Annotated in this window: 20 protein-coding genes; 4 read left to right on the top strand and 16 right to left on the bottom strand. The window is 70.1% G+C overall.

Features of this window, described 5'->3' with window-relative positions; genetic code table 11:
* Positions 1 to 24 precede the first annotated feature (24 nt).
* On the bottom strand, positions 25 to 1,323 hold the full coding sequence (locus VV02_RS16305; protein ID WP_083450223.1) for a class I SAM-dependent RNA methyltransferase: 1,299 nt from the start codon (positions 1,321 to 1,323) through the stop codon (positions 25 to 27).
* The gene (locus VV02_RS16310) at positions 1,320 to 3,323 is read right to left on the bottom strand and encodes an APC family permease (RefSeq protein ID WP_052593153.1); all 2,004 of its coding nucleotides are present in this window, start codon (positions 3,321 to 3,323) and stop codon (positions 1,320 to 1,322) included. Before VV02_RS16310 ends, VV02_RS16305 begins: the two co-directional genes overlap by 4 nt.
* Before the next feature lie 72 nt (positions 3,324 to 3,395).
* Here VV02_RS16310 and VV02_RS16315 point away from each other — a divergent pair, with 72 nt between their 5' ends.
* Together VV02_RS16315 and VV02_RS16320 are read left to right on the top strand one after the other, a co-directional pair.
* A complete protein-coding gene (locus tag VV02_RS16315) occupies positions 3,396 to 4,058 on the top strand; it encodes a potassium channel family protein (protein ID WP_052593155.1) in 663 nt (220 codons plus the stop codon).
* A 14-nt stretch (positions 4,059 to 4,072) separates the two neighbouring features.
* Positions 4,073 to 4,765, top strand: coding sequence for a potassium channel family protein (locus VV02_RS16320; RefSeq protein WP_052593157.1), 693 nt, complete (start codon positions 4,073 to 4,075; stop codon positions 4,763 to 4,765).
* 90 nt (positions 4,766 to 4,855) lie between these two features.
* Here the strand turns inward: VV02_RS16320 and VV02_RS16325 are convergent, their stop codons facing one another.
* From VV02_RS16325 to VV02_RS16340, 4 genes are read right to left on the bottom strand one after another with little or no spacing between them, the layout of a single operon-like run.
* Positions 4,856 to 5,263, bottom strand: a complete 408-nt coding sequence (locus VV02_RS16325) for an OB-fold nucleic acid binding domain-containing protein (RefSeq protein WP_245633108.1) — start codon at positions 5,261 to 5,263, stop codon at positions 4,856 to 4,858.
* 16 nt (positions 5,264 to 5,279) lie between these two features.
* Complete coding sequence (locus tag VV02_RS16330) at positions 5,280 to 6,077, bottom strand: DUF3710 domain-containing protein (RefSeq protein WP_052593161.1); 798 nt, start codon at positions 6,075 to 6,077, stop codon at positions 5,280 to 5,282.
* A gap of 6 nt (positions 6,078 to 6,083) precedes the next feature.
* Positions 6,084 to 6,602: a dUTP diphosphatase gene (dut, locus tag VV02_RS16335; protein WP_052593162.1), complete on the bottom strand. Its 519-nt coding sequence runs from the start codon at positions 6,600 to 6,602 to the stop codon at positions 6,084 to 6,086.
* Between the two features lie 34 nt (positions 6,603 to 6,636).
* A complete protein-coding gene (locus VV02_RS16340; protein WP_052593164.1) occupies positions 6,637 to 6,936 on the bottom strand; it encodes a DUF4193 domain-containing protein in 300 nt (99 codons plus the stop codon).
* Between the two features lie 306 nt (positions 6,937 to 7,242).
* Here VV02_RS16340 and VV02_RS16345 point away from each other — a divergent pair, with 306 nt between their 5' ends.
* On the top strand, positions 7,243 to 7,440 hold the full coding sequence (locus tag VV02_RS16345; RefSeq protein WP_052593166.1) for a hypothetical protein: 198 nt from the start codon (positions 7,243 to 7,245) through the stop codon (positions 7,438 to 7,440).
* Between the two features lie 3 nt (positions 7,441 to 7,443).
* Here the strand turns inward: VV02_RS16345 and VV02_RS16350 are convergent, their stop codons facing one another.
* From VV02_RS16350 to VV02_RS16360, 3 genes are read right to left on the bottom strand one after another with little or no spacing between them, the layout of a single operon-like run.
* On the bottom strand, positions 7,444 to 8,277 hold the full coding sequence (locus VV02_RS16350; protein WP_052597121.1) for an inositol monophosphatase family protein: 834 nt from the start codon (positions 8,275 to 8,277) through the stop codon (positions 7,444 to 7,446).
* 14 nt (positions 8,278 to 8,291) lie between these two features.
* Positions 8,292 to 9,434: a ferrochelatase gene (locus tag VV02_RS16355; protein ID WP_425412296.1), complete on the bottom strand. Its 1,143-nt coding sequence runs from the start codon at positions 9,432 to 9,434 to the stop codon at positions 8,292 to 8,294.
* A gap of 56 nt (positions 9,435 to 9,490) precedes the next feature.
* Entirely contained in the window at positions 9,491 to 10,126 is a 636-nt protein-coding gene (locus tag VV02_RS16360) for a trimeric intracellular cation channel family protein (protein ID WP_052593168.1), read from the bottom strand.
* Positions 10,127 to 10,316: 190 nt separating this feature from the next.
* On the opposite strand from VV02_RS16360, the gene sepH reads away from it, so the two are divergent.
* Positions 10,317 to 11,621: a septation protein SepH gene (gene sepH, locus VV02_RS16365; RefSeq protein ID WP_157063429.1), complete on the top strand. Its 1,305-nt coding sequence runs from the start codon at positions 10,317 to 10,319 to the stop codon at positions 11,619 to 11,621.
* Positions 11,622 to 11,659: 38 nt separating this feature from the next.
* Here sepH and VV02_RS16370 read toward each other — a convergent pair whose 3' ends face one another.
* The 7 genes from VV02_RS16370 to VV02_RS16400 are packed head-to-tail and all read right to left on the bottom strand — an operon-like array spanning position 11,660 to position 20,802.
* Positions 11,660 to 13,492, bottom strand: a complete 1,833-nt coding sequence (locus VV02_RS16370; RefSeq protein WP_245633109.1) for an MFS transporter — start codon at positions 13,490 to 13,492, stop codon at positions 11,660 to 11,662.
* Positions 13,493 to 13,530: 38 nt separating this feature from the next.
* Positions 13,531 to 14,217 (bottom strand): thymidine kinase, encoded by a 687-nt coding sequence (locus tag VV02_RS16375; RefSeq protein ID WP_052593172.1) that lies wholly within the window; start codon positions 14,215 to 14,217, stop codon positions 13,531 to 13,533.
* A gap of 35 nt (positions 14,218 to 14,252) precedes the next feature.
* Positions 14,253 to 15,386: an alkaline phosphatase family protein gene (locus VV02_RS16380; RefSeq protein WP_052597126.1), complete on the bottom strand. Its 1,134-nt coding sequence runs from the start codon at positions 15,384 to 15,386 to the stop codon at positions 14,253 to 14,255.
* 23 nt (positions 15,387 to 15,409) lie between these two features.
* Positions 15,410 to 16,015, bottom strand: a complete 606-nt coding sequence (locus VV02_RS16385) for a DUF5998 family protein (protein ID WP_052597128.1) — start codon at positions 16,013 to 16,015, stop codon at positions 15,410 to 15,412.
* A gap of 22 nt (positions 16,016 to 16,037) precedes the next feature.
* Positions 16,038 to 18,716: a bifunctional acetate--CoA ligase family protein/GNAT family N-acetyltransferase gene (locus VV02_RS16390; RefSeq protein ID WP_052593174.1), complete on the bottom strand. Its 2,679-nt coding sequence runs from the start codon at positions 18,714 to 18,716 to the stop codon at positions 16,038 to 16,040.
* A 47-nt stretch (positions 18,717 to 18,763) separates the two neighbouring features.
* Positions 18,764 to 20,242 carry a sialidase family protein gene (locus tag VV02_RS16395; protein ID WP_052593176.1) on the bottom strand — a complete coding sequence of 493 codons (1,479 nt, stop codon included), beginning with the start codon at positions 20,240 to 20,242 and terminating at the stop codon, positions 18,764 to 18,766.
* Positions 20,239 to 20,802, bottom strand: a complete 564-nt coding sequence (locus VV02_RS16400; RefSeq protein WP_052593178.1) for an RNA polymerase sigma factor — start codon at positions 20,800 to 20,802, stop codon at positions 20,239 to 20,241. Before VV02_RS16400 ends, VV02_RS16395 begins: the two co-directional genes overlap by 4 nt.
* Positions 20,803 to 20,822 lie beyond the last annotated feature (20 nt).

The raw sequence follows: 20,822 nt of genomic DNA on the forward strand, positions 1-20,822 counted from the left end.
GGGTTGCCCTCAGCGCAGGTCTGCCTAACCTGCAGCATCAGGCTCGAGGATGGCCACACACTCAACATGGTGCGTCATCGGGAAGGCGTCAAAGGCGCGCAGGCCGACCAGCCCGTAGCCCGACTCGGCGGCGTAGGCGACGTCGCGAGCCAGCGCCGCCGGATCGCATGCGACGTAGACCACGACTCTCGGATCCTGACCGAGTACCTGCTGCATGACCTCGCGGCCGGCACCGGTGCGTGGTGGGTCCAGCACGACCGCGTCGACCCGGCCCCCGAGCGTCCGCGCGATGGTGTCGTCGGACAAGCGGGCCAGCACGTCGCCCTCCTCGATCGCCGCGTTCGGTCGGTGCCGCAGGTTGTGTACGCCTTCGGCCGCCCCGGTGCGGTCGCCCTCGACTCCGAGGACCCGACCGGACTCACCGACCACCTCGGCCACGGCCTCCGCGAAGAGTCCGACACCGCAGTAGAGGTCGAGCACGTGCTCGCCCTCACGCAGGTCGAGAGCCTCCAGGACGGTGTCCGCGAACGTCTCGGCAGCGCCCGGATGCACCTGCCAGAATCCCCGCGCGCTGACTTCGAGACAGGCCTCGCGTCCGTCGATGGTGACCAGCTCGGTCAAGGTCGGTACGTCGCCAGAGACCGGCAGCGGCACGACGGCAAGCTCGCCGGTCGAGCTCCGCGCGACGTCGACGCCCGACGTGCCAGCCGGCCAGCTGCGTTGCAGCACACCGGAATCGGCGATCTCCTGGACCGCGATGAGGCAGTCGTCGACGGGCATGACGTCGTGCGAGCGGTGCTTGCGCATCCCTGCGCGCCCCGCACCACCGACAGCGAGCTCGACGCGGGTACGCCACCGCAGCCCGTCCTGGTCTCCGGGGACGGGCTCGACCTCGACCGGGACATCGAGGCGAGCGAGTCGCTGCAGCTGCTCGCGCACCACACGAGCCTTGAGCTCGCGGCTGAACTCCACCGAGGTGTGCTGCCAGTCGCACCCGCCGCACTGGCCAGGCCCGGCGTACGGGCACGGCGGCTCACGCCGCTCCGGTGAGGCGCGCAGCACCTCGACCGCGTCCGCGCGCAGGAAGGTCGAACCAGTCGTACCCGAGGTCACCTCGACGACGACCTGCTCGCCAGGCAGGGCGTGGCGGACGAACAGGACCTGACCCTCGTGACGCGCGACGCAGTGCCCGCCATGGGCGACGCCCTCGACATCCACGGTCATCCGCTCGCCGACCCGGGACTCCCCCTGCGGGACGCGTCCGCGAGGACGAGGACGCGGAGGCGTACGGGGCTTGCCGCGCCGGCGGCGGTCCTTGGTCATCCGCCACCTCGGCGTACCGAGCCCACGGAGGGGCCGTCGTACTTGTCCTCAGCGCCCTGCGAGGAACGCAGCTGCCACGGCACACTCGCAACCATCACACCTGGAGTGAACAGCAAGCGGCCCTTGAGGCGCAGCGCCGACTGGTTGTGCAGCACCTGTTCGTACCAGCGGCCCAGGACGTATTCGGGGATGTAGACCATCACCACGTCGCGCGGGCTGTCCCGACGGATCGACTTGATGTAGCTCACGACCGGGCGGGTGATCTCGCGGTAGGGGCTCGACAGCGTCTTGAGCGTCACCGGGATCTCACGGCGCTCCCACTCGGCCACCAGGGCCTGCGTCTCCTCGGTGTCCACGTCGACGGTGATCGCCTCGAGGACCGACGGCCGAGTGGCCCGCGCGTAGGACAGCGCACGCAGGGTCGGCTTGTGGATCTTGGAGACCAGGACGACCGCATGCACCCGCGACGGCAGGATGCTCTCATCGAGGTCGTCGTCGATCGCCAGCTCCTCGCGCACGCGCTTGTAGTGGCGGCTGATGGCCAGCATGATCACGAACAGCACGCACATGCCGGCGATCGCCAGACCCGCTCCCCTCATGAACTTGGTGAGCAGCACGACGACGAGCACCGTGCCGGACATCACCGCCCCGACGCCGTTGATGATGCGCGAGCGGCGCATCCGCCGACGCTCGGCCGGGTCGTCCTCGGTGAGCAGGTGCCGGTTCCAGTGGCGGATCATGCCGATCTGGCTCAGCGTGAAGGAGACGAACACCCCGACGATGTAGAGCTGGATCAGTCGGGTGGTCTCGGCGTCGTACGCGACGATCAGGAAGATGGCGGCACCGGCCAGGATCAGGATGCCGTTGGAGTACGCCAGCCGGTCACCGCGGGTGTGCAGCTGACGCGGCAGGAAGCCGTCCTTGGCCAGGATCGAGGCGAGCACCGGGAAGCCGTTGAACGCGGTGTTGGCGGCGAGCACCAGGATCAGCGCCGCCACGATCGAGATGTAGACGATGCCCGGCGAGAAGCCGTGGAAGACCGAGTGGGCCAGCTGGCCAAGGACGGTGTCCTCCTCGTAGCCGTCGCCCACCGGGACGCCGTTCTGCAGCAGCTGGTTGGGGTGCTCGGGGTCCACCATCTGGATGCCGGTCCAGCGGGCGAGCGTGATGATCGAGATCAGCATCACGACGGCGATCGCGCCCATGAGCAGCAGCGTGGTTGCCGCGTTGCGACTCTTGGGCTTCTGGAAGGCCGGGACGCCGTTGGAGATCGCCTCCACACCGGTCAGCGCCGCGCAGCCACTGGAGAACGCGCGCAGCAACAGGAACAGCAGCGCGATCGAGCTCAAGGAGTCCATGTTGTCCTGCGGGACGAGATCGAACTTCGAGCTCTCGGCCATCGGCAGGTTGCCGGTCATCTTGCGGATGAACCCGACCACTCCGAGCGCCAGGATGCCGAGCATGAACAGGTAGACCGGCAGCGAGAACAACGCTCCGGACTCCCGGACGCCGCGCAGGTTCATCGCGGTCAGCAGCGCCACGACGGCGACCGCGACGATCGCTTCGTGCCCACGGATGAAGTGCAGCGCTGCACCGGCGTTCTGCACGCCCGAGGACACCGACACCGCGACCGTCAGCGTGTAGTCGACCAGCAGTGCGCTCGCGACCGTCAGGCCGGCCTTCGGGCCGAGGTTGGTCGTCGCGACCTCGTAGTCACCGCCGCCGGACGGATAGGCGCGCACGTTCTGGCGGTAGGAGGCGACCACCACACCCATGACGCAGACGACCGCGAGGGCGATCTGCCACGAGTGAGTGAGCGCCAGGGCCCCGCCTGCCATGCCGAGCGTGATGAAGATCTCGTCCGGTGCGTACGCCACGGAGGAGAGTGCGTCGCTGGCGAAGATCGGCAGCGCGAGCTTCTTGGGGAGCAAGGTCTCCCCCAGCTTGTCGCTGGGCATGGCGCGACCGAGGAGCAACCGCTTGATGATCCGACCGGTCATGGGCACGAGTGGAGAGTGTAGGTCGCCTGGGCCCTGGCTTGGTAACGCCTGAGTTGGGGTAGCGTCGCGGGCGTGCACTTCGTGATCATGGGCTGCGGCCGCGTCGGGTCCACGCTGGCGCTCAGTCTGGAGAGTCACGGCCACTCCGTGGCCGTCATCGACCGGGACGAGTCGGCCTTCCGGCGGCTGGGCAGTGGGTTCGAGGGGCGCAGGGTTCTCGGCATCGGATTCGACCGCCAGACCCTGTCGCAGGCGGGCATCGACGAGGCGTACGCCTTCGCCGCCGTCAGCAGCGGCGACAACTCCAACATCCTGGCCGCTCGGGTGGCTCGCGAGACCTTCGACGTCGAGCACGTCGTCGCGCGCATCTACGACCCGGGACGGGCCGAGATCTACCAGCGCCTCGGCATCCCCACCGTCGCGACGGTCCGCTGGACCTCCGACCAGGTGCTGCGCCGGCTGCTTCCACAGGGCGCCGTCCCCGTGCACACCGATCCCAGCGGCAAGGTCGTCATCGCCGAGATTCCGGTTCACGTGAGCTGGATCGGGCAGCGGCTGCGCGAGGTCGCCGCGGAGTCCGGCACGACCATCGCCTACATCACCCGGTTGGGCGACGGCCTGATCCCCGAGTCCGACACCGTCTACCAGGAGGGCGATCTCGTCCACTTCGTGACCGCGGTGGAGCGGCTCGATGAGGTCCAGTCCGTCCTGTCCGCGCCGCCCGCGGCCGACTGATCCAAGGAGCAAGCATGCGCGTGGTCGTCGTCGGCGCCGGGAGCGTGGGTCGCTCCATCGCTCGAGAGCTCATCTACAACAAGCACCAGGTCCTGCTCATCGACAAGTACGCCGAGGAGGGTCGCACCCGTTCGGTGCCCGAGGCCTCATGGCTGCTCGCCGATGCGTGCGAGATCACCACCCTGCACGAGGCCGGCCTGTCCGAGGCGGACGTCGTGGTCTGTGCCACAGGTGACGACAAGGTCAACCTGGTCGTCTCACTGCTCGCCAAGACCGAGTTCGGCGTGGCCAGGACTGTGGCGCGTGTGAGCAACCCCAAGAACGAGTGGATGTTCGACGAGGCGTGGGGCGTCGATGTCGCGGTCTCGACACCACGACTCATGACAGCGCTCGTCGAGGAGGCCGTCAGCATCGGCGACCTCGTGCGACTGTTCGAGTTCCAGCAGGGCAAGGCCACGATGGTCGAGGTGACGCTCCCCTCGACCAGTCCCTACGTCGGCCGCCGGGTCGCCGACCTGAACCTGCCGCCGGAGTGTGTGCTCGTCGGGATCATCCGCGAGGAGAAGCCCATCGCGCCGAGCAACGATGACGCCATCGAAGCGCTGGACGAGCTGCTCTTCCTGGCAACGCCCGCTGCAGAGATGGAGCTGGCTACCGCGCTGACCGGTCGCGACCCGGACGAGATCCGAATCCGCCACGAAGAGTAGGCAATTCGCGTGCCAATTCCGGCGGACAACTTGACCTGACACCGGGCCAAACGACCCTGCTGCCGGGGACCAACGCCGGAGCGCTGGCGGTTACCGCGGCTTGAGCTCGTAGGCCGGGTTGAAGATCGTGGGGACGCCTTCCTTGAAGGTGACGCGGCCCTTGGCGAGGACGTAGCTGCCGGGCTCGATACCGGCGATCTTGCGACGGCCGAGCCAGACCAGTCGCAGCATCCGGCTGCCGTCGTCGATCTCCACGACCAGAGCCGGCACGTGGTCGGCCCGCGGCCGCAGGCTGACGCTGCGGACAGCGCCACAGACCTTGACCACATCCCGGTCGGCGACGTCGCACATCGGCGTCCCGCCCATCGTCGAGGTGGTCTCACGCAGCTCCTCGGCCTCCAGGTCGCCCTGGGACCGGGTCAGCCGATGGGTCATCCGCCCGAGCAGGCCGCCACGGCGGCGACCCGGCTCGGGGACAGAAGCGCTCGGTGTGCTCAACGTCGGCTCCTCAGCCTCAGCGGACCTCAGTGATCTCAGGACCACGCTCGAACGGCCGCAGGTCGTCCTGCGTCGCCACCTGATCGCCCTCGACCGGTGCCTCGGCCTGCGCGGCCAGCAGCTCCGGCGGGATCGTCAGCTCGAGCAGCTCGCGCGGTGCGCGGGCCTCGGAGCCACGGGTCACGATGCTGCTCCGGAGGATGGCGATCATCGCGTCGGCTGCTTCGTCCTCGACCGCAGCGCGACCCGACAGGACGGCGCGCAAGAACCAGCGCGGCCCATCGACGCCGAGGAAGCGCACCGGTGAGTACGTCGTACGGCCGTCGTTGCCTCGCGCGGGCATCCGCGCGTGCAGCTCGATGCCCAGGTCACTCGTCCGCTCCTCGGCCGTGCCCCCGGCAGCGATCAGGTTGTCGGCGATCTCGTCGCGGATGTCGTCCCAGACGCCGGACGTCTTGGGCGCGGCGAACACCTGGAGCTGGATCGCCGAATCCCCTTGAACCGCAGTCACGCCCGTGATGTTCTGCCCCTGCTCATCGACGTCGAGACGTAGCTCGGTGCCTGGAGTCGGGTGGAGCGCCAGCGCGCCCAGGTCGAGGTGCTCCTCGACATCGTCGATCTCGGCGCGGTCGAACGGTCCGTTCGAGCGGTCGATGGTGACCGACCGTGCGCGGCGAGGAGCGACGTCCTCGACCTCGACCGTCTCGCCGGAGTCCTCCGGCTCGACATCCTCGTCGACCTCGTCCACGTCGTAGGAGGTCTCGTCGACCTCCGCGTCCTGGTCGGGTGAGTTCTTGCGGCTGAAGATGCCCACGTCGTGTCAGTCCCTTGCGTTGCTGTGTGTGAGAGGGCCGCCGGACGACGGCTCAGGTGCTGCCTGCGCTACGACGGCACCGAAGCCCCCGCTGGCTCCATGTCCAGTGTCCCCCCGGACGCTGAGAGGCAGCACATCGACCTCGACCAGCTGCACGTGCTCGACTCGCTGGACAACGAGCTGAGCGATCCGGTCACCACGGGAGATCGTGAAGGACTCCCGTGGGTCGTGATTGATCAGGTTGACCTGGATCTCGCCCCGGTAGCCGGCGTCGACCGTGCCAGGTCCGTTGAGCGTCGTCACGCCGTGCCGGGCGGCCAGGCCCGACCGCGGGTGAACGAAGCCCGCACAGCCCTCCGGCAGCGCCACAGCGAGGCCGGTAGGGACCAGGGCGCGGTGCCCTGGGGCGAGCGTGACGCCTTCGCGCGCATGCAGGTCCAAGCCGGCGTCGCCCGGGCGGGCGTACGTCGGCAACGGCAGACCAGGGTCCAGCCGTCGGACCTGCAGGCGCAGCGACTCGCTCATCGCGATGCGGCGGTCAGGTGTCGACGCGTGAGCCTCACGCGGCGCACTCGGTGCAGACCGGCAGTCCGCCGACCTCTTTGGCCAGCTGGCTGCGGTGATGCACCAGGAAGCACCGCGAGCAGGTGAACTCATCCGCCTGCCGCGGCAGCACGCGTACTGACAGCTCTTCACCGGACAGGTCCGCCCCCGGGAGCTCGAAGCCCTCGGCCTGCTCGGTCTCGTCGACATCGACGCTGCTGGCGCTCTTGTCAACCCGACGTGACTTGAGCTCCTCGATGGAGTCCTCATTCATGTCATCGTCGGTCTTGCGCGGGGCGTCGTAGTCGGTCGCCATTGATCCACACTCCTCACGTCGTCATTCCAAACCGACCGCCGCACAGGCCGGTCCCGCGCGTTAACGTCAGGGAGTTCGGATTTGTGCCCGGTTCGGCGGGATTGTGCCCTATCGCCGAACGCGAAGCGAGTCCGGGGCATTCCTTGGTCAGATCCGACCCCCGCCAAACGGTGTGCGGGCGCATCCTTTGCCGTCCCTTGACCGAGATGGTCGACGCCGATCATGGCCTACCCCCTACAGTCATCGACGCCCGGCCGACAGCCGGGAGACGGAGCCGCCGCCCCCTGACCCACCGAGGTGCCGACCATGATCTCCCTGCGTGAACAGCTCATCGATCGTCTGAAGGATGCGACCGCGCGACTCGATGACGCACACGGGCGCGACGACGAGTACGACACGATGCTGGTCAGCGGTGAGATCGACTCACTGCTGCGGATCGCCGACGACCACGGGCTGCACCTGCCCCAGGCCGAGGACTACCGCAAGCGGCGCTGTCGGGCCTGAGGGCTAGTCGACCAGCGCGCGTATCGGAGCCACCAGCACGGCCGGTCCGGCCACCACCAGGTCGGCCGAGGCCGGCCCTCCCCCACGACCCACGACCTCTCCACCGGCCTCGCGCACGATGAGCTCACCGGCGGCCAGGTCCCACGGGTTGAGACCGGACTCGTAGTAGACATCCAGGCGAGCAGCGGCGACCGCGCAGAGGTCCAGCGCGGCGCTCCCGGCGCGGCGGATGTCGCGCACCTCGGGCAGCACGCGAGCGACCACCGCGCCCTGGCGAGCCCGCTTCTGGGCGTCGTAACCGAACCCGGTGCCCAGCAGCGCCTCGTCGAGGCGGCTGACGCTGCTGACCGACAGGGCGTGTACGCCTGTGGTCGTGCGCAGGAACGCTCCGGCACCTTCGCGAGCGTGGAACATCTCGTCCAGCACCGGGTGGTAGACCGCGCCGGCGACCGCGCGCCACGCGCCCGGCCGCGTCGTGTCGCCGACACAGGCGGCGACGGACACGGCGTACTGCGGGATGTCGTAGAGGTAGTTGACGGTCCCGTCGATCGGGTCCACCACCCAGGTGATCCCGGAGGTCCCAGCCGTGCTGTCGCCCTCCTCCCCCAGGACGCCGTCGTCGGGGCGGCGCTCGGCGAGGCGTTCGCGCAGCAGCTGCTCGCTGCGCGTGTCCATGATCGTCACGATGTCCGTACGGCTCGACTTGGTCGCCGAGACGCCGAGGCCTGCGGGACGCTCGTCGACGACGAGGCGACCGGCCTCGCGGGCCAGCTCGCAGGCGATCGTCTCCAGCGTGCCCAGGTCCGCAGGTCCGAGGGTGGGCTCAGGTGTCGTCATCGGGTCTCCGGTCATCAGTCGGTCCCGCAGGCGGCCGACTTGGCGACGCGCAGGTTGGGGCAGCAGCCAGGACGGCAGGTCGATGGCATCGCCTCGCCCGGCCAGGCAGGGTGGTCGACCGGCTCCTCACGAGCCTCGGCGGCGCGCTCCTCGGTGAGATCGACCAGCCCGCTCACGAACTCCGGGTCCACGCCGACGGTGGGCACGCGCGTCATCCGCAGACCGAGGCGTTCGGCGGTCTCGGCGGCCTCCACATCGAGGTCGTAGCGGACCTCCATGTGGTCGGAGATGAAGCCGATGGGTGCGACCACGACGTCGGTCACGCCGTCCTTGGCGATGCCCTCGAGGTAGTCGTTGACGTCCGGCTCGAGCCACGGCTGGCTGGGCGGGCCGGAGCGCGAGCAGAAGACGAGCGAGCCGGTCAGGTTGCGATCCAGTGTGATTCCCGCCTCATCGAGGATCACGTGGCTCAGCTCGTCGTGCTGGTGCCAGTAGAGGTTGCCCTCACCGTCACCGGGACCGGACGTGTCGTCCATGCCGACCGGGATCGAGTGTGTGACGAACGCCACCCGGAGCAGGGCGTCGTCGGGCTGCCCGGCTGCGCGTACAGCGTCTGTCACCAGTCGCGCGTTGGTCCGCGCGAAGCTGGGGTGCGTCGCGTACTGACGAATCTTGTCGGCGACGATCGTGCGCCCCTCGTCCGCGAGCGTGGCAACGGCCTCGGCGATGTCCTCGCGGTACTGCCGGCACGAGCTGTACGAGGCGTACGCACTCGTCGTGAGGACGAGGACCCGGCGCATGCCGTGCTCGTGCGCCTCGCGCAGGGTGTCGACGAGGAACGGCTCGGAGTTGCGGTTGCCCCAGAGCAGCGGCACGGCGATCCCGCGACGTCGCAGCTCGGCGTGCAGGGCGTCCAACAGCGCGCGGTTCTGGTCGTTGATGGGGCTCCGCCCGCCCATCAGGTGGTAGTGGTGCGCCACGGCCTCGAGACGGTCGTCCGGGATGCCACGGCCCGCCGTCACGCGCCGCAGGAACGGCATGACCTCCTCGGCCGACTCCGGCCCACCGAACGACAGCAGCACGAGCGCGTCATAGGGCAGCAGCAGGTCGATGTCCTCGTCGGGACCGGTGGCTCGCGGCTGGACGCGGGCGGTCACGTCGTCGGCGTCGGACCGGCCCTGCTCGGGATCGGGCGGCTCGGCGAAGGGCGAGGTCACGGCGGGTCTCCTGTCCGGAGGGGTTGAGGCGCATTGAGGTCGAGGACGACGGCAGTCATTCGGACGATGAACACCAGCACGACCGCGGACCAGACTACGAGGGAGGTCAGGTGCTCCAGCCGGGCGGCAAGGACAACGGTGAGGGCGCCCAGGAGGGCCGGGACGGCGTACAGCTCCCGTCGCAGCACCTCGGGCACCTGACCCACGAGAACGTCACGCAGGACACCTCCTCCGACCGCCGTCACGACACCGACCACGACAGCCGTCACCGGGCTGACGGCGAACAGCACCGCCTTGAGCGCGCCGGCGACCGCGAACACCGCGAGGCCGGCCGCGTCCAGCACCCGGACGAACCGGGAGATGCGTGCGACGCCGGGGTGCAACCAGAAGGTGATCAGCCCGGCGAGACACGCGGCGAGCATCAGCCGCCAGTCGCTGACCCCGACCGGTGGGACGTCACCGATCAGCAGATCGCGCATCACCCCGCCCCCGAGCCCTGCGACCCACGCGAGCACGAGGACACCGACCAGGTCCAGGCGCTTGCGTACGCCGACCAGGCCACCGGACAGGGCAAAGACGAACACCCCGACGAGGTCGAGGACCAGCTTGAGGTCGGTGTTTGCGGTGAGCATCTCGGGGTCAAACGGTACCGGCGCGGCGTGGCCCGCTACGGCACGGCCGCCGGGGTGGCACAGTTGAGGAGCGTGGACAGCCGTGACGACTCTCGGCCGACCGGGATGGTGTGATCTCCGGGTGGGCCACGAGCTCACGGCGGTGACCGCTCAGGACGGTCCGACCGGACCGGCAGAAGGGACAAGGCTGATGCAGGACCTGCGACTGGTGGGCATCCACGAGGACGGCGAGCACGTGCTGCTCGCCGACGCCGACGGGAACCGCTTCCGGGTACCACTGGATGACGCCTTGCGCAGCGCCGCTCGCCGTGAGCGGCAGCGCTCCGACCGCTCTGGGGCCGATGACGACGCGGTCGAGCAGATGCGCCCCCGCGACGTTCAGGGACTGATCCGGGCCGGCGTCAGTGTCGGCGAGGTCGCCGACCGCTCCGGCTGGTCGGAGGAGAAGGTCCGCAAGTACGAGCCGCCGATCCGAGCCGAGCGCGACTACGTCGCCGGACTGGCCCGCGGCGTCCAGCTGCGTGGCCGCGCCCGTGACGGCGCAGCACCGATCCTCGGCACGCGAGCGGCCCAGCGCCTCGACGAGCGTGGGGTCGAGGCCGAGCGCGTGGTCTGGGACTCCTGGAAGACCGAGAGCGGCAGCTGGACCGTGGTCTGCGTCTTCCCCGCAGGCGGACGCGAACGTCGCGCGACGTGGCGCTTCGACCCGCGCGACCGCACGCTCGCCCCGGCTGACGACGAGGCGCGCTGGCTCAGCGAGGACGAGGCAGTGCAGGGTCCCATCCCGGCTCCCCCGGTGACCTCTCCCGGACGCAACGTGCGGGTGTACGACGTCGAGGCCGAGGGCGGCTTGCAGGCCCATGAGCGCCACCCGGCAGGCAAGGGCCGTAGCAAGAACCGCGACAAGAACCGCGAGCTCCGCCCGGCCGCGAGTCAGCCGACGGCCGAGCCGGAGCCCGAGGAGGACCACGACACCCTCGACCTGATGTCCGCGATGCGCGAGCGGTCGGCAGCACGTCGCAAGCGACCCGCGCGGCGTACGCCCACACCGACGGACACACCGGTCAGCCCGGAGGAGATGCCGGACGACGCCAAGCCTGTTGAGCGGCTCCGTCTGGCTGATGGCCCGCCCCCGATGGGGTCTCACACCGCTCCCGGCGACCTGTCAGCGGACGGCGAGGACGAAGAGATCGCGCCCGAGGACCCGGTGACGGGCACAGCAGACCTGTTCGGTGACCTCGACGAGGATGTCGACGACGCGAGCGACGACGAGTCCGCGGACGACGATGACGACGCCGATGACGATGCGGGCGAGGTCACAGCAGAGGCCGTCGACGATCCCGACGAGGTCGAGGACTCAGCAGACGACGACGCGGCCGAGTCGCAAGGCGTGCTGCGCGTGCCGTCCAGACAGAGCGGCGCGCGCCGCAACCGGCCGAGCGTGCCGAGCTGGGACGACATCATGTTCGGGACGCGACCCAGCAGCGAGCACTGACCCTCAGGTCAGCTGGTCGATGCCATCGACCAGCTAGGTCATTCCCTGAAGCGTGAGCTCCACCGGTCTCGCCGGTCATCGTCCTGATCGGCCGGACCGCGCCGGGGCGGTGGCCGCCAACCGGGGTCGCCCCGGTCGATCGGCACGGTGCGGTCGACGTCGTCCTCCTCGGCCCCAGGGTCATGCGCAGGGTTGTCGTACGACTGGGGCGGGGGCGGCCGCCGGCGTACGGGCCGGGTGCGTGGGTGCGCGGGACCCGGCGCCGGGACGCCCTTCTGAGGGGCGCCCTTCTGACCAGCCGCGCGCTCACGTCGGCGAGCGATAACGGTCGCCGGGCGCGCACCGGCCGGCACGGGCAGCTTGCGTCCGGTGTGCCAGATGATGACGGCCGCGGTCCACAGGACGAGCAGTACCGCGGAGGTAACCATCCCGATTTTGGCGTTGGCCGGGAGGACGACCGCCAGGATGCCGCCGAGGACCCAGGACAGCTGAAGCACGGTCTCGGACCGCCCGAAGACGCTGGTCCGGACATCCTCAGGCACGGTGTCCTGGATCTGCGCGTCCAGCGCGAGCTTGCCCATCTGCTGCGAGATGCCCGCGACGAGACCGACCGCGACGGCGGTGACCACGCTGAAGTGCAGGGCAGCGACCACCACCATCACGGCGTCGGCGAGCAGTGCGGCCAGCACGATCACCCGCGGTGAGCTGACCTTGACGAGGGCACCGGTCATCGTGCCGATCGCGTTGCCGACGCCGGCCGCACCGATGACGAGGCCGAGGAGCAGCGAGGTGCGGTCCTCCCACCCGGGCAAGGGGTGCTCGCGGACCAGGAACGCCAGGAAGAGGGTGAGGAACCCGGACAGCCAACGGAGTCCGGAGTTGGCCCGCAATGCCGTGACGACGTTGCCGGAGATGCCCAGGCGCTGTCCGCCGGTCGAGCTCGCGGCGAGGTCGCGCATCGGCGCCTGCTCCTCGCCCACCGAGGAGTCCACCCGAGGCGGGAGCAAGATGGCCAGGACGGTGCCGAGGGCGAAGAGGACGAACCCGACTCGCAGTGCCCACGCAGACCCGAAGGTGGCTGCTGCACCGGCGAGGCCACCTCCGATGGCGGCACCGACCGTGCCGGCGAGAGAGAGCCGGCCGTTCGCCTTGACGAGCGTCAGCGCATCCGGCAGCAGCCGTGGTGCGGCAGCCGACCGCGTGACCAAGTAGGCCTTGGAGGCCACCAGGACCCCGAGTGCGACAGGGAACTGCCAGGTCGACTCATCGGTGATCGTCTGGGCCAGCACCCAGCACAAGAAGGCGCGCAGTGCGAGCGTCGCACCGATCGACCAGCGACGGCCGTGGCGGAAGCGGTCGAGCAGTGGTCCGATGAGCGGCGCGACGATGGCGAACGGCAGCATCGTCAGCAGCAGGAACAGCAGGACCTGGGTCTTGGCCTGTCCTGGCTCAAGGGAGAAGAACATCGTGCCGGCCAGTCCGACGGTGACGGCGGTGTCACCGGCTGAGCTGAACGCGTGCACCTGGATCAGGCGGGACAGACCGGTCTCGCCGGCGCCCTCGGCCTCACTGGCCTTGCGGGCGACACGGACCGTCGAGCGACCAGCGGACGCGGTCAGCCGGGCCATGGCCTTGCCGCCACGAGCCATACCTCGCCCGGCCGCCAGCGCGGTGTCCTTGCGTGAGGGTCCGGGTGGACCGGCCGGTGGAGGGGTGTCGCGCGGGTCTCCGTCCCCGGAGGGCAGCCGACCGGTCGGCGTCTGCCGATGCACGGGTCGCGTCGAGCGCGGGTCACCGTGCCGCCTCGGGTCGCGTGGTTCGCGCGGCGGCGGTGCCGGCGTCTGAGCCTCGACGCTCCCCCGATCCTCCATAGGCTCATTGTGCCCTTGCGAGGGCGGCTCGGGAGGCATCATGCGCCGCGCGGCGGGATCGGCAGTGGGCACAGGTCGAGGTCGAACGGCAGGACCTCCGGCGAGGCGGCCTGGGCCCGCGCCGCGTGCGAGGTCATCCGGCGCATGTAGTGACGACGGCAGAGGACCTCGTACTCGACCTCACCGGTCGGACCGCTTGTCGTGTCCCCCACGACGACCTGCGCACCTTCGACCACCATGTGCCCGTCGACGACTCGTGCGTTGTGGGTCGCGCGCCGCCCGCACCAGCACAACGCCTCGACCTGCGGCACCTGGAGCCGGTCGGCCAGCTCCACGAGCCGACGCGATCCGGGGAAGAGCTCGGTGCGGAAGTCGGCCATGATGCCGAACGCGTAGACGTCGATGTCCATCTCGTCGACGATGCGAGCCAGCTGCTCGACCTGACGAGCGGTGTAGAACTGCGCCTCGTCACAGATGAGGTACTGCACCGGACGACCGTGCGTGGCCTGCTCGACCACGAGGTCCCAGAGGTCCAGCTCGTCGCCGACCTCGAGCGCCTCGCGGGAGAGACCGAGCCGCGAGGAGAGCACGGCTTCACCGGCGCGGTCGTGCTTGGTGAGCACCAGGCCCTGTCGTCCGCGGGCGCGGTGGTTGTGATCCATCTGCAGCGCCAGGGTGGACTTGCCGCAGTCCATCGTCCCGGAGAAGAACACCAGCTCAGCCACGAGACATGAGCCTATGAGGTGCGCGCCGCATCGTGTCAGTCACTCCCGGCAGCGGGCAGGTGAAGCAGCGGGACGGACTGCTCGGCCGAGGTCATCGAGCCGTGCTGACCGATCAGTCCGAGGATGACCGGACGCATCACCCGGCTGTCGACCACGCCGATCGGGGCGTGGAAGGCCGCGATGACCTCACCGATCCGTGGGAGCACACGCTCGTGCACCGGGCCGAACCAGCCGCGCGTCAGCGCCTCCTCGCGGCTGACGATCCAGCCCTGCTCACCGAGCCGCGCCTGCCAGGTGGCCAGCACGGTCTCTGCCGCACCGGGCTCGCAGTAGAGCTGCAGCGCGCGCATCTCACCGCCGACGAGTCGTACGCCGTCACGCAGCTCGGCGTCGTGCGCCACGTCCGTGCGGGCTTCCAGGGGGATGTCGACCATGCCGTGGTCGGCGACCACGGACAGCGAGCAGTCGGCCGGGAGCTGCTCGCCGAGGCGACGCAGCTCACGATCGATGTGCTCCAGCTCGTCGCCCCACTGCCAGCTCTCGCAGCCGTGCACGTGTCCGGTGCGGTCGAGGTCACCCCAGTAGAGATAGACGAGCGCACGGGGTGCCGACCGCACCGCAGCGAGCGCGGCGGCGACTCGACCACCGAGGTCCTCTGAACCGCGAAACATGGCTCCGCGCAAGGCTGCTCGCGTCAGACCCGAGCCGTCGAAGTAGCCCGGCGCGACCATCGTGGTCGCGATGCCAGCAGACGCCGAACGCTGCAGCACCGTCTGCTCGGGCTGCCAACGCTCGGGGTTGGGGCCGTCCTCCCAGGACAGCTCGTTGAACAGCCGCCCCTCCCCCGGGATCTCGACCTGGTAGCCCGTCAGCCCGTGCGCGCCGGGCGGCAACCCGGTGCCGAAGGTGCCCATGCTCGTGGCAGTCGTGGAGGGAAAACCGGCCGTCAGGTCACGCGCCTCAGCGAGGAGGCTGCGCAGGTAGGGCGCGTGTCCCTTGCGCTGCCGCAACAGCTCCAGGCCGAGGCCGTCCACGAGCACCACCACGGCGCGACGTGCCGGCGGCAGCTCGACCGGGCCGGTGCCGACGCCCAGCGAGGCGAGCACGGAGGGCAGCACGCCCGCCAGGCCGTGGCCGTCGTACGACGGGACGACCGGTGCTGGGACCACGGGGTCGAGACCTGCGGTCACCGTCAGGCGCGACCGATGGCGACCGACATCGTCGCGGCGAACGCGTGTGCCTGGGCGAGGACGTCCTCGCCCTCGGCGTCAGCGCTGATGCGCAGCGCGATGTCGTCGCCGGTCACGGTGCCCTCGAAGCCGTGGTCGGCTTCGCACTGCGGGTCACCGCAGGTGGCCGGGATGAGGTCGATGCGCGAGACGGTGCCCCAGCCGAGTGTGAGGGTGAGCTCGCGGCCGAGCGAGCCGGGTCGGTACTTGTCCGGGGATGGCACGACGTGGGTCAGCATCACCCCGCGCACCGCGCTCAGCGGCACCGTCTCGGTGGAGGCCGTCGCGACCGATGAGGCCTGTACGCCGGAGCTCGGGTCGGGCGCGTGGTCGTCCGCGTGCGCAATCACCAGGCGCGCCGGGGTGAGCGCGAGGACCGTGATGTGGCGGCGTACGGACTCCTGGTCCAGCGTGGTCTCCTGATGCACCAGGTGCGCGGTGATCTCCTCACCCGCGACGGCGGAGGCCACGACATCGGCGACGAGCGCCGGGTAGTAGCCGGCCTGCCTGATGTCGTTGATGAGGGCCGCCGGCAGCGACACAGAGGTGGACGGACTCGAAGACGCCATGAACGGCATTCTCACACCCAGATCAGCTCAAGGCACGTCGGCCGGAGTCCTTGCGGGTATCCGGCGAGGTCAGCGCGATGCTCGCACCGAGGACCTCGAGGCCGTCGGCGTGGCAGTTGACCGGGTTGAGCTCCAAGCTTGCGACCTCCGGGATCTGGTCGGCGAGCACCGAGATACGAGCAATCAGGTCCTCCAGCGCGGCCCGGTCCACCGGTGCGGCGCCGTGGTGGCCGTGCAGCAGTGGCGCGGCCTTGACCGACATGATCAGGTCACTCACGTCGACGTCGGTCAGGGGCGGGATGCGATAGCCGATGTCGCCGAGCAGCTCGGTCGGAGCGCCGCCGACACCGAACGTCACCACAGGTCCGAACAACGGGTCCTCCGTGCTCCCGATGACACAGGGCGTGCCGGGCGTGGCCATCCGCTGGACCACGAACCGGTTGGCGTGCAACGGCGCGAGGCGCTCATCCAGCGCGGCGTACGCCTCACGCAGTGCGTGGTCGCTGGAGATGTCGACCCGCACCGCGGTGACGGGCTGGTGCCGGACGAGCGGCGAGACCGATTTCAGCACGACCGGGTAGCCGATCTTGCGGGCCGCACGCACGGCCTCGCGGCGGTCCTCGACCGGGACCACCGGCCAGACCTCGATGCCGTAGCAGGCAAGCAGCGCAGCGACCTCCTCAGTCTGCAACCGACGTCCCTGCGGCGAGCCGGCGAGCACCTCGTCGACGAGCCGCTCGGCCCCCGCTCGATCGATGCCCTCGGGGTGCACGACGTGACCGTGGTCGCGGGCTCTCCATTCGCCGTACCTGGTGGCCGCGGCGAGCGCTCGTACGCCGTCCTCAGGCATGGAGTACGACGGCACCACCCGTCGGCGACCGCCCTCGACCGGGGTGCTCGCCAGCTCTTCGAGCGCGCCGTGCATGCCGAGGAAGACGGTGATGCACGGCTTGTCCGAGGCTGCGCTGGATCGAGCCAGGACTCGCGCGACCTCGGTGCCGTCCGTGACCAGCGGGCGGATGAAGCAGGTGATCACGCTGTCGACGTCCGGGTCGGCGAATGCCTCGTCGAGCGCGGCCTCGAACGTCGCAGCGTCGGCCTCAGCTGGCAGGGCGACCGGACCGTGCACGATGTCGAGCCCTCGGTTGGCGGCGGTGTCGGCGGCCAGCACGCCCAGCGCGTCGGAGTTGCCGACGATCGCGACCCGATTGCCTTGCGGCATGGGCTGATTGAGGACGAGCTGGGCCACGTCGAACATCTGGTGGACGCCGTCGACACGGATCACGCCAGCCTGCCGCAGCATCGCCTGGAAGGCGTCCGGACTCGTCCGGGTCTCCCGGACGCGATGCCCAGGCGGAACGCCGTACGACGACACGCCGGTCTTCACCACGATGACCGGTTTGCGCGACGCGAGCCGTCGAGCGATGCGGGAGAACTTGCGCGGGTTGCCCATCGACTCGAGGTAGAGCCCCACGGCGTCGGTGTCGGGGTCGTCGAACCAGTACTGCATGAGGTCGTTGCCACTGACGTCGACGCGGTTGCCTGCCGACACGAAGTCACTCAGGCCGAGCCCACGGCGAGCGGCGGACCCGAGCACGGCGATCCCGAGCGCACCGCTCTGAGCGAACAGCCCGAGGTGGCCGGCCGGCGGCATCTGCTCGGCGAACGAGGCATTGAGTCGCTGGTTATCACGAGTGTTGATCAGGCCGAAGGAGTTGGGACCGACCACCCGCATCCCGTGGCGGCGAGCCGTCTGCAGGAGCTCTGCCTGGCGCAGCTCGCCCTCCGGGCCGGCCTCGGCGAAACCGGCCGACACGACGAGCAGCGCGCGGACCCCGGCCCGCGCGCAGTCCAGGACCACGTCCTGCACGGCCTCGGCGGGTACGGCGACCACGACGAGGTCGACCGGACCGGGTACGTCGCTCACCCGCTGGTAGGTGTCGTGACCCTTGATCGGCTCCTCGGACGTACTGACCACCCAGAGCTCGCCGGTGAAGCCGCCGTTGAGCAGGTTGAGGAACACCTGGCGACCGACGGAGACGTCGCGCGCGCTGACCCCCACCACGGCGACGGACCGCGGCCGCATCAGCGACCGGACACTGACCGACTCCGCGCGCTGCTCGCGGGCCGCCCGCACCTCCTGGCTCTGCTCGGTCGGCTCGATGTCGAAGGACAGCGCCACGACGCCGTCGTCGAACTCTCGACTGACCTCGTAACCCGCCTCGGAGAACACCGTGAGCATCTTGGAGTTCTGTGGGAGGACATCGGCGACGAAGCGCTCGACCCCGGCTTCCTGACCGATCGCCGCAAGATGCTCCAGCAGGACGGATCCGACGCCGCGCCCCTGGTAGGCGTCCGACACGTTGAACGCCACCTCGGCGGTCGGCCCGCTGTCACCGTCCACCCGGTCGTAACGCCCGACCGCCACCATCTCGGCACCAACCTCGACGATGAGGGCGACCCGACTGACGTAGTCGACGTGGGTGAAGCGGTGGACGTCCTTGTCGCTCAGTCGTTTGATCGGCGCGAAGAAGCGCAGGTAGATCGACTCCTCCGACTGCGCAGCGTGAAAACGCTGGAGCGTGTCGTCATCGTCGGGCCGGATCGGTCGTACGTGCGCCACGGTGCCGTCGCGCAGCACCACGTCTGCCTCCCAGGAGTACGGATAACCCGCGGGGAGCTCAGGGCCCGGCTGCGTCATGCCTGAAGCATGGCACCCGGCGCGGTGTCCGGCCTGCTGCCCGGGAGTCAGCGCGTCGAGCTGGTCGCCGGGCCGCCGCTCTTGCTCGAACTGGCTGTCGGGTCGACCACGGTCCAGGTGCGTCCGTCAGTGGAGGAGCGCCAGTAGCCCTTGGCCGTCCGCGGCACGGCGTAGACCTGGCCGCCTCCCGGGCTGGCCGTCCAGTCGAAGCCCTGCTCAGGCAGCGCACCCGGAGTCGTCGGCAGCTGCCACGTGCGTCCTCCGTCAGCAGTCACCTGCAGCCGCTGCTTGATCGCTCCCCCGGCGCTGCCGGGCCGCGGACCACCTGTCGTCACGACGACGTGGTCGGGCCGCGGGACCGCGAGGCTGAGGCGCCCAGAGCTCGGGACGTTGACCTGCGTGGGTGTGGACTGCCAGGTGGCGCCGTGGTCGTTGCTGCGCAGCACGCGGTAGGCCGTCGTGCCGCCCTGGACGCTCACGGAGCAGCCGGCGTAGAGGACGCCGGAGTTGTCGGCTGCCGAGGTGAGGGCCTGCAACGGCGACGCGCCACACTCCTTCGGCTGAGGGATCGCGGTGAGGCCGCCGCTCTGCAGTCGCAACGGGCGGGCGGTCTCCGCGGACGTCGCCGTGGGCTGCACGTAGACCTGGCCCTTGCGGAGCACGAGCTGGGCGTCCTGAACCGGCGTGTCGAGCTCGAGTTGAGTCGTGGTGGTCAGCGCCTCGTCGCCCTTGGCCGAGGCGCGCGAGAGATAGAGCGGTCCGACGCAGCCCGTCGCCGAGCAGCCGTCGGCGGACAGCACCACGACGTCCTTGCCAGCATCGACCTCGACATCGAGCACGGTCTGACCCGGGTGGGCGAGGCGGTCGAACGAGACTCCGCCGTCCTTGGTCATCCAGAGGTCACCGCCGAAGACGTAGCCGATCTGGGGGGTCGCGAAGCGCACCTCGGTGATGGCCCGCTCGGGCTGCACCGGCGACTGCGCCGTGCCCTGCGACCGCGTGGTGTCGGTCTGCGCGAACGAGTGCACCATCGTCCAGGACGCACCCTCGTCGGCGGATGACAGCACAGCTGGGCAGAAGCCATTCGCACACGGCCCCGAACCCAGCGCGAACAACGTCCCGGAGCCGGCGTTGCTCAGCGACCAGGTGTGGAAGGACGCCGGTACGGGGCGCGGCTGCTGGCTCTCGGAGACCGGCGCCTGGACGCCTCGGGTGCTCAGCCGACTCACGGTCGGTACGGGCTTACCGGACACGGCACTGCCCCGCGACACGTCGTCGTGGCCGAACGGCGTCTGCTGCAGCGACCACCCGGTCAACCCGATCGCGACGGCGGCGGCCACTCCGGCCGCCGCACCCCACCACGGGCGGCGTCGAGGCTGCGAGGCGCCCTCCGTGATCTGCGCCCAGCGCTCGGGGTCAGCCGGCACCGGGCGTACGGCCTCCCGCTCGTCGGCGAAGAAGCGCGCCACGGCGTCGTCGTGGTCGTCGTGCAGGTCGGTGTCTTCGGGTCCGTGGATATGGCTCATCGCACGCCTTCCAGCTCGGTCGCGAGGAGTCGACGGGCGTCGTAGAGGTCACGCTTCACGGCGCCTTCGGACTTGTTCAGGCTGCGGGCCACCTCGACCACCGGCAGGTCGGCGAAGTAGTGCAGGAGAACCACGGCACGGAGCCGGTCGGGCAGCGCGGTGACCGCATCGCGCACGGACATCCGCTCCGCGTGGTCAGGGGCGGGGGCCGCGACATCGACGCCGACCGGGTTGCCGGCGTGCCACTTGTCGTACGCCGCCGCCTCGCGGCCGCGGCGGCGCCAGTGGTCGCGTACCTGGTTGGTCACGGCGGTGTAGAGCCAGGCGCGAGGGTTCTGGACCGTGGGCCAGTGCCGCAGCAGTCGTACGAACGCCTCGGTGACGAAGTCGTGGGCCAGGTCGACGTCATCGACCAGACGCACCGTCCAGCCGACGAGCCTGCCGTAGTGAGCGTCGAAGACCTCGCGGACGGCCTCGTCAGAGCTCGCTGACCGCAACGCGACGCTCCTTCCCCACTCGATGTCGGCGCGCAGGTGCGCGCTGCTGGCAACGGCCGTCATGGTCTGTACGACGCTCGGAC

The organism is Luteipulveratus mongoliensis, from assembly GCF_001190945.1.
GTDB classification, from domain to species: domain Bacteria; phylum Actinomycetota; class Actinomycetes; order Actinomycetales; family Dermatophilaceae; genus Luteipulveratus; species Luteipulveratus mongoliensis.

What these genes read in the sequence shown, in the direction of transcription:
- VV02_RS16305 (WP_083450223.1), bottom strand. Translation starts at nt 1,323, where the DNA reads ATGACCAAGGACCGCCGCCGGCGCGGCAAGCCCCGTACGCCTCCGCGT.
- VV02_RS16310 (WP_052593153.1), bottom strand. Translation starts at nt 3,323, where the DNA reads ATGACCGGTCGGATCATCAAGCGGTTGCTCCTCGGTCGCGCCATGCCC.
- VV02_RS16320 (WP_052593157.1), top strand. Translation starts at nt 4,073, where the DNA reads ATGCGCGTGGTCGTCGTCGGCGCCGGGAGCGTGGGTCGCTCCATCGCT.
- dut (WP_052593162.1), bottom strand. Translation starts at nt 6,602, where the DNA reads ATGAGCGAGTCGCTGCGCCTGCAGGTCCGACGGCTGGACCCTGGTCTG.
- VV02_RS16340 (WP_052593164.1), bottom strand. Translation starts at nt 6,936, where the DNA reads ATGGCGACCGACTACGACGCCCCGCGCAAGACCGACGATGACATGAAT.
- VV02_RS16345 (WP_052593166.1), top strand. Translation starts at nt 7,243, where the DNA reads ATGATCTCCCTGCGTGAACAGCTCATCGATCGTCTGAAGGATGCGACC.
- VV02_RS16350 (WP_052597121.1), bottom strand. Translation starts at nt 8,277, where the DNA reads ATGACGACACCTGAGCCCACCCTCGGACCTGCGGACCTGGGCACGCTG.
- VV02_RS16360 (WP_052593168.1), bottom strand. Translation starts at nt 10,126, where the DNA reads ATGCTCACCGCAAACACCGACCTCAAGCTGGTCCTCGACCTCGTCGGG.
- sepH (WP_157063429.1), top strand. Translation starts at nt 10,317, where the DNA reads ATGCAGGACCTGCGACTGGTGGGCATCCACGAGGACGGCGAGCACGTG.
- VV02_RS16370 (WP_245633109.1), bottom strand. Translation starts at nt 13,492, where the DNA reads ATGGAGGATCGGGGGAGCGTCGAGGCTCAGACGCCGGCACCGCCGCCG.
- VV02_RS16385 (WP_052597128.1), bottom strand. Translation starts at nt 16,015, where the DNA reads ATGGCGTCTTCGAGTCCGTCCACCTCTGTGTCGCTGCCGGCGGCCCTC.
- VV02_RS16390 (WP_052593174.1), bottom strand. Translation starts at nt 18,716, where the DNA reads ATGACGCAGCCGGGCCCTGAGCTCCCCGCGGGTTATCCGTACTCCTGG.
- VV02_RS16395 (WP_052593176.1), bottom strand. Translation starts at nt 20,242, where the DNA reads ATGAGCCATATCCACGGACCCGAAGACACCGACCTGCACGACGACCAC.
- VV02_RS16400 (WP_052593178.1), bottom strand. Translation starts at nt 20,802, where the DNA reads ATGACGGCCGTTGCCAGCAGCGCGCACCTGCGCGCCGACATCGAGTGG.